The sequence below is a fragment of the Streptomyces sp. NPDC055078 genome, from assembly GCF_053607985.1.
The window spans coordinates 1-6715 of record NZ_JBSGUP010000452.1; the positions used below are offsets into that span (position 1 = coordinate 1).

The 6715-nt window shown below is 74.0% G+C and carries 8 protein-coding genes and 1 pseudogene; 6 read left to right on the plus strand and 3 right to left on the minus strand.

The window, feature by feature from the left end:
* On the minus strand, positions 1–1010 hold a 1010-nt coding region (locus ACWF94_RS29040), incomplete at its 3' end, for a PHP domain-containing protein (protein WP_453494838.1).
* 149 nt (positions 1011–1159) lie between these two features.
* Here ACWF94_RS29040 and gvpK point away from each other — a divergent pair.
* The 5 genes and pseudogenes from gvpK to ACWF94_RS29065 form a co-directional block, all read left to right on the plus strand.
* Positions 1160–1297 (plus strand): annotated as a pseudogene (gene gvpK / locus ACWF94_RS29045) (gas vesicle protein GvpK); the annotation flags it as partial.
* Between the two features lie 27 nt (positions 1298–1324).
* Complete coding sequence (locus ACWF94_RS29050) at positions 1325–2563, plus strand: FUSC family protein (protein ID WP_453494841.1); 1239 nt, start codon at positions 1325–1327, stop codon at positions 2561–2563.
* Positions 2564–2836: 273 nt separating this feature from the next.
* Positions 2837–3232 (plus strand): STAS domain-containing protein, encoded by a 396-nt coding sequence (locus ACWF94_RS29055; protein WP_453494844.1) that lies wholly within the window; start codon positions 2837–2839, stop codon positions 3230–3232.
* A gap of 116 nt (positions 3233–3348) precedes the next feature.
* Complete coding sequence (locus ACWF94_RS29060; protein ID WP_453494847.1) at positions 3349–3924, plus strand: ATP-binding protein; 576 nt, start codon at positions 3349–3351, stop codon at positions 3922–3924.
* Positions 3925–4221: 297 nt separating this feature from the next.
* A complete protein-coding gene (locus tag ACWF94_RS29065; RefSeq protein ID WP_453494850.1) occupies positions 4222–4638 on the plus strand; it encodes an ATP-binding protein in 417 nt (138 codons plus the stop codon).
* 85 nt (positions 4639–4723) lie between these two features.
* Here ACWF94_RS29065 and ACWF94_RS29070 read toward each other — a convergent pair whose 3' ends face one another.
* Together ACWF94_RS29070 and ACWF94_RS29075 are read right to left on the minus strand one after the other, a co-directional pair.
* Entirely contained in the window at positions 4724–5176 is a 453-nt protein-coding gene (locus ACWF94_RS29070) for an ANTAR domain-containing protein (protein WP_453494853.1), read from the minus strand.
* A 302-nt stretch (positions 5177–5478) separates the two neighbouring features.
* On the minus strand, positions 5479–6288 hold the full coding sequence (locus ACWF94_RS29075) for a VOC family protein (protein ID WP_453494856.1): 810 nt from the start codon (positions 6286–6288) through the stop codon (positions 5479–5481).
* A gap of 309 nt (positions 6289–6597) precedes the next feature.
* On the opposite strand from ACWF94_RS29075, the gene ACWF94_RS29080 reads away from it, so the two are divergent.
* The coding region (locus ACWF94_RS29080) for a DUF6158 family protein (protein WP_453494859.1) at positions 6598–6715 on the plus strand (118 nt) is incomplete at its 3' end.

Here is a 6715-nt window from a genome sequence, read left to right on the forward strand (position 1 = left end):
GACCAGGTGTTGATCACCCGGTCGGGCGGTACGCCCGCGCTCTCCGCGCGGGCGCAGCCGAGGAGCTGCCAGTCGAGCTGGCCCGGCGCATGGGCGTCGGTGTCGATCGCGAAGTGGACACCCGCGTCGACCGCGAGGCGCAGCAGCCGCATCGGGGGGTCCAGCCGCTCGGGTCTGCTGTTGATCTCCACGGCGGTGCCGTGGGCGGCACAGGCGTCGAAGACCTTCGCCGCGTCGAACCGGGACTCCGGCCGGGTTCCCTCCCTGGCCGCCCGCCCCCGGCCGCCCCGCTCCCGGCCGATGAGCAGCCGGCCCGTGCAGTGGCCGAGCACATCGACCAGCGGGTTCCGCACCGCCCTGATCAGCCGGCGGGTCATCTTCGCTGACTCCATACGCAACTCGGAGTGGACCGAGGCGACCACCAGGTCCAGCCGGTCCAGCAGCTCGGGCTCCTGGTCGAGCGAACCGTCCAGCAGGATGTCGCACTCGATACCGGTCAGCAGCCGGAAGGGCGCCCACCGCCGGTTCAGCTCCGCCACGACATCCAGCTGCTCGCGCAGCCGCCCGGCCGTCAGCCCCCGGGCGACCGTCAGCCGGGGCGAGTGGTCGGTGAGGACGGCCCACTCGTGGCCCAGGGCGATCGCCGTTTCGCCCATGTCCTCGATCGGGCTGCCCCCGTCCGACCAGTCCGAGTGCAGATGGCAGTCCCCGCGCAGCATCGCCCTCAGGGACTCACCGCCCTCGGCCAGCGGCACGGCGGCCTCGTCCTCCAGCCGCTGGAGATACTCCGGCACCCGGCCGGCGAGTGCCTCCCGTACGACTTTGGCGGTCTTGGGCCCGATGCCCCTGACGGCCTCCAGCGACCTCCCGGCGCCACGCTCGGCGATCTCGTCGGCGGACATCGCGGAGAGCGCGGCGGACGCGGAACGAAACGCCCTGACCCGGTACGTCTCCGCTCGCGAGCGCTCCAGCAGAAACGCGACCCGGTCCAGCGCCTCCACGGGATCCATTCCGGCCCCTTCCCCTCGTGTGCGGCCCGCCCCGGAAGTGCGCCGGGACTCCTCCCACTGTGGCCCGGCACCCGGCTGACGGCATGTCGAATCCCCGCCCCGTCCCGGTTTTGGGGGGTTCGGGCGGGCGCGGGCACGCAACCCGCGGGGAGCAGAAGGAGCGGATCGGCCTTAGCCTGATGCTGCTGGAGGACCGGATGGGCCTACCGCGCGAGGAGTTCGGGCTCCGGCCCGGGGATCTCAACCTCGGCCCGGGACCGCTCGGACCGCTTCTCCCGAGGTCCTGACCCTGGAACCACACACGGGTGGCGGCATTGCCTGAGACGCGAGAGCCGGCCGGGGCGTCGGTGGGCGAGTTCATCAGGAGGCACCGGAGCGATCCCGCCGTCGTCCAGACGCTGCGCTCCACCGCCGCCGCGACCATCGCCTACGTCGTCGCTCTCTGGCTGAGCAGCGAACCGGCCCCGCTCACCGCCCCCCTCACCGCGCTCCTCGTGGTCCAGGTGACCCTGTACTCCACCCTCACCACGGGCATCCGGCGGGTGAACTCCGTCGTCGTCGGCGTACTGATCGCCATCGGCTTCAGCGTGCTCGTCGGACTCTCCTGGTGGAGCCTCGGGCTGATCATCCTGGCGTCGCTGATCGTCGGGCGAGTGGTCCGGGTGAGTGAGTTCGTCCCCGAGGTCGCCATCAGCGCGATGCTCGTCCTCGGTGTCACCCGGGTGACGGACACCGCCTGGGACCGGGTACTCGAAACCCTCATCGGCGCGGTGGTCGGGCTGCTGTTCAATGTGCTGTTCGTGCCGCCCGTATGGCTGAGCACCGCCGGGGACTCCATCGGGGAACTGGCCCGGCGCATGCGGCAGCTGCTGCTGCGGCTCGGCGAGGAACTGAACAGCCCCGCCTCCGTGGAGTCGGCCGCCGCCCGGCTCCACGAGGCGCGGCGGCTCGACAACGACATCGGTGAGGTGGACGCGGCCCTGCGGCAGGCCGAGGACAGTCTCAGGCTCAACCCGAGGGTGAGGGAGGGCCTGCTGAACCGGGTGGTGCTCCGTACGGGCCTCGACACCCTGGAGATCTGCGCGGTGGTGCTGCGGGTGCTGGCCCGGACCATGACCGACCTCGCCAGGGAACGCGGCGATGACGACCTCTTCCCGCGCGAGGTGGGCCTCGCCGTCGAGGAGCTGTTCGCCCATGTCGCCGATGCCCTGGTGAGCTTCGCCGTCCTCGTCACCAGCCAGGTCAGCGAGAGCGCCGAGGCGGCGGAGCACCGGCTCGCCGGGGAGCTTGAGGCAGCCGCCGCCGGCCGCGAGCGGGTCGCTGGACTGCTCCTGGCCGGCGTCCGCCGCCATCCGCGCCACTGGCAGCTGCACGGTGCGCTGCTCACGGAGGTCGACCGCATCCTGGACGAGCTGGACCCGGCCCACCGCTCCCGGCGGCTGATGGAGGAGCTGGACCGCAGCGCCCGGGAACAGCGTGAGAAGTACCCCCGGCTGGCCGCCGCCCGGCAGTGGGTGAGCGCCAGACGGCGCGAACGCGCCGCGGCACGCTGACGGTTCGGCCCCGCCGCCCGGCGCGACCCGGCGGGGCGTCCGGGATCTCCCGGCCGTGCCCCCTGCCGCCGCGGCGGATCCGGGAACGTGCGGGTGTTTCGGGGCGTACGCAATGGGCACCTTCGGGGCATCCGGGGAAGCCGGACGACCGGGCCCGGTGGCCGTGGTGATCGCGCTCCGACTGGCGGCGGTGGACCCGCCCTGCCAGCCTCGGGGGAGCGTCCCTCCACACCCGGGCGCCGGATCGACGGGTCAGGAAGGCGGGAGAACCCCATGGCGTCGGGAACGGCCGGAGAGCCGGCGGGGGACAGCGCGGCCGCCGGCCGCTTCGGCGTCGAGATGAGGCCGGGCGCCGGTGTCCTCGTCCTCGTTCTGACGGGCGAGCTGGACCACGACACGGCCGAGCCGCTGCGCGAAGCGCTGCGGCAGGGCGTGGCGGCTGCCCCCGCCCGTATCCTCGTCGACTGCGCGCGGCTCCAGTTCTGCGACTCGACCGGTCTGAACGTTCTGCTCCGGGCCCGGCTCGACGCACGGGAGGCCGGCGGCCGGCTGGTACTGGCCGCGCTGCAGCCGCCCGTGGCGCGGATGTTCGGCATCACGGGCGCCGACGCGGTCTTCCCGCTGTACGACAGCCTTGACGCGGCCCTGGCGGACGAGCGGCGGACCTAGACGGTGTCGTCCTCGTTCCGCCCGCCCGACGCGCCCCTGCTCCGTCACGGGGAGTGTCCCCACGGTGGGCCCCGGCCCGCCGCCGGTGTCCCCCGGGTCTCCGTACCGGCGGCGCCGTGGATACGGGAGAGGGCGCATCCGGCCCGGCCGGGGGCGGAGCCCTGTCCGCCGCCGAGCACGCGCGGGCACCGGACCATACCGGGTCCGCCCTCAGGGCGGACGACACCCTCCAGCCGGAGGAGCTGATGGGCACACACCTCCGGAGGCCGGGGCAGACCCGAAGGCTGGCGCTGTTCGACACCAGGGGGGTCGTGAGCCGCTGCCGTGACTTCACGGCGGACGCGCTCGCCGACTGGGACTGGCCCCCGGTGGCGCGCGAGCGCGCGGAGCGGGTCGAGGACGTTCTGCTGCTGGTCTCCGAGCTGGTCACCAACGCCTGTCTGCACGCGGGCGGACCGACCGAGCTGGCGCTGCACAACGGGCCGAACGGCCTGCGTATCGAGGTCACGGACCGCAGTCCCGACCGGCCCGCACCACGCCCGCGCGAGGTCTCCCTCCCGGGCGGCCACGGTCTGATCGTCCTGGACCGGCTGGCCAGGAGCTGGGGCTCGGCCCCGAGAGACGACGGCAAGGTCGTCTGGGCGGAGGTGGACCCCCACACCTCGTCACCGGCCCGCCGCAGATCACGCTAGATCCAGCGCCCGCCCGTCAGGAACCGGCGGGATCAGCGGGCCGTGGGGACCGGCCGGGACCGGGCGGGACCGGGCGGGTCTGCGGCCCGTCGCGTGCGCCCCGGGGTGGATGGCGCGGGGTGGATGGCCCGGCCCCCCCCGGACGAGGGGACCCCGCCCTGGCCGTCCGTACGCCGTACTCCTCAGTCCCTCTACCCCTCGGCCTCCGCCCGGCCGGGGTGCGGAGGGCCTCCTGGTGAATGCCCGCTTCTGGGGTATTAGCGGATGATTTCTGGGCACGCGGACTGTATGGCGTGGGTGCAGAGAGACCGACGGGCGTACCAGAGCCGCGGATTCCCGCTGGAGGGCGGACCGGGGGTGGTCAGCCGCTGCCGGGAGCTGACCCGCCGGATCCTCGACGAGTGGTACGACCTGTCGGGGCCGGACGGACGTGTACTCGCCGACGATGTGCTGCTGCTGGTCTCCGAAGTGGTGGCCAACGCCTGCCGGCACGGTGGCGCACCATCCGAACTGAGGTTCGATCACGGTCCCGGACGGCTATGGGTGCAGGTGAGCGACACCAGTCCGGTACGGCCCCGGCCGCACGGCCCCCATCGCGCGGCACGCACTTCCGGGCACGGGCTCTATCTGCTGGAACGGCTCTCGGACGGCTGGGGCTGGCTTCCGCACGGCACCGGCAAGACCGTCTGGTTCGTGATGCGCGTCCCCGGGTGACCGCGTCGGCGTCCCCGGGATACGACAGCCGCCGCCACCCGGAACGTGCCTGGGCGTCCGCTGGGGCTTGACGGTGAGCCCGGGCTCACCGGCCCCGGCCGGGCAGGGCCGCGTAAGCCGACCGCAGCGCGGCCCGGACCGCCGGGGGCGGCGGGGGCCCGTGGGTGCTGTTCACGATGTGCCGGGCCACTTCACGCAGTTTGACGTTGCTGTGCTGGGAGACGCTCACCAGCACCTGCCACGCCTCCTCCGGGGTGCAGGACGCGGTCGCCATCACCATGCCCCGGGCCATGTCGATCACCGGGTGCGAGGCGAGTGCCTCACGCAGCCCGGCGACCTCCTCGCGCAGGGCGTCCGCCTCGGTGCCGGTGGCCTCGGTCCCGGCGGCCTCGGTCCCGGTGGCCCCGGCGGGGCCGTTCACCGGGCGCTCGTCCGTGCCCCGGCCTCCGGCCCGGCGGTGGTGTTCCCCGCCGGATGCCGCCCGCGCTCCGGCCGTCGCGCTCACGGGGCCCGCGTCCGAGTCGTACATCCGGGTCATCGCTCTCGCTCCCTTCGCACCACGAGCCGTCGCGGCCGGCCGGGACGGCCGACTCGGTCCCCACCGCTCCTGCCCCCGGAACCCGCCCGGACACCCGAACGGTTCCGCGCCGCGGGTTTCGGCCCACCGGATCGCGGTACCGGGTGGACACGCTCCCCGCACGTGGGGGAACGCAGGCGCCGGACGGTTGGGCACATCAGCCGCCGGCGCCGCTCACAGCCGCGCACTGCCCGCGCACCCGGCCGGTCGCGCGATGCCCACCGCCCGCGCACCCGGCAGGCTCCCGCCGTTGACCGGTGTGCTCAATCCCGGCCGGTGATCGTGAACAGGGCCCCGTCGGGATCGCGGACGGCCGCCTCCCGGCCGCCTTCGCGGGTCGTACGGCGTGCCAGGACCGTACCGCCGTGCACCTCGGCCGCCCGGACCGTGGCGTCCAGATCGGCGACGGGGAAGTGGATGTCCCAGCGGGGCCGCTCCAGGGGATCGGCCGCCGAGCCCGCCGCGCCGGAGCTGAGCCGCGCGAGCACATGGCCATGGCTGATGAGGACGACCTCGTCGTTCTCGTAGTCGACATCGCAGCACCCGGGGCGCTCGGTGGCCCAGTCCAGCACCTCCCCGTAGAAGATCGCCGCGTCGAACGCGTTCCGGGTCCGCAGCAGCAGCCAGGCGGGCGCGTCCTTGTGGCCGGACTGCCAGTCGGGAATGAGCGCCCCCTCCCAGATGCCGAACACCGCACCGTCCCGGTCCGCAGCCAGCGCGCCGCGCCCCAGCGGGAAGGCGAGCGGGCCGACGGCGACCGTGCCGCTGCGCTCCCGGATGCGCGCGGCCGCCACATCGGCGTCGGTGATGGCGAAGTACGGGGTCCAGGTGACGGTGACCCGCATGGCGGGCGCCAGCGCGCCGATCCCGGCGACCGGGGAGCCGTCGAGGAACGCGACGCTGAAGTCGTCGCCGAGCCGGCCCGGGCGGAACTCCCACCCCAGCACGGATCCGTAGAAGTCCTGCGACGCCTTGAGGTCGCGGGCCAGGAGACTGACCCAGCACGGCGCGCCGAACATGTCCGCGCTCGATGTCGTGTCCAGCCCTTGGGCCGGTCTCGTCTTCTCGTTCATCGCACTCGTGTCCTGGGGTGTACGCGGGCCCGTGGCGTGCCCGCCGAGGAGAGCGGAGCGGCGCGGGCGCGACCTGGATCCGGCACCCTCATCCTGCTCCTGCGCCCGCCGCCGCGCGAGTCGCGCCGCTCGGCACCGCCCTCCGGCTCCCCGGTGCGTGGCCGGTCGCCGGGGAGCCGAGTTGCGCGGCTGCCCGCAGGAGGGCCGGATGGTATGGAGCGGACGGGTACCCGCAAGGCGCGGGAGTGGCACCTGGCCCGCCGGCCGGAACGCCACGGATCCACCGGACGGGGAAGGAGAACGGCTGCCATGACGGAGGCCGAGAACCCGCACAGGGGCGTCGATGCCCGCCGCCTGGGTGAGCAGGAGCTGATCCGCGAGCTGGAGAACATCCACCGCAGCCGGCACGACACCCTGCTGCACGGCT

Bases quoted from the DNA above. Each gene is read 5' to 3' on its own strand.
- ACWF94_RS29055 (WP_453494844.1), top strand. From the start codon at position 2,837: ATGGCGTCGGGAACGGCCGGAGAGCCGGCGGGGGACAGCGCGGCCGCC.
- ACWF94_RS29070 (WP_453494853.1), bottom strand. From the start codon at position 5,176: ATGACCCGGATGTACGACTCGGACGCGGGCCCCGTGAGCGCGACGGCC.
- ACWF94_RS29075 (WP_453494856.1), bottom strand. From the start codon at position 6,288: ATGAACGAGAAGACGAGACCGGCCCAAGGGCTGGACACGACATCGAGC.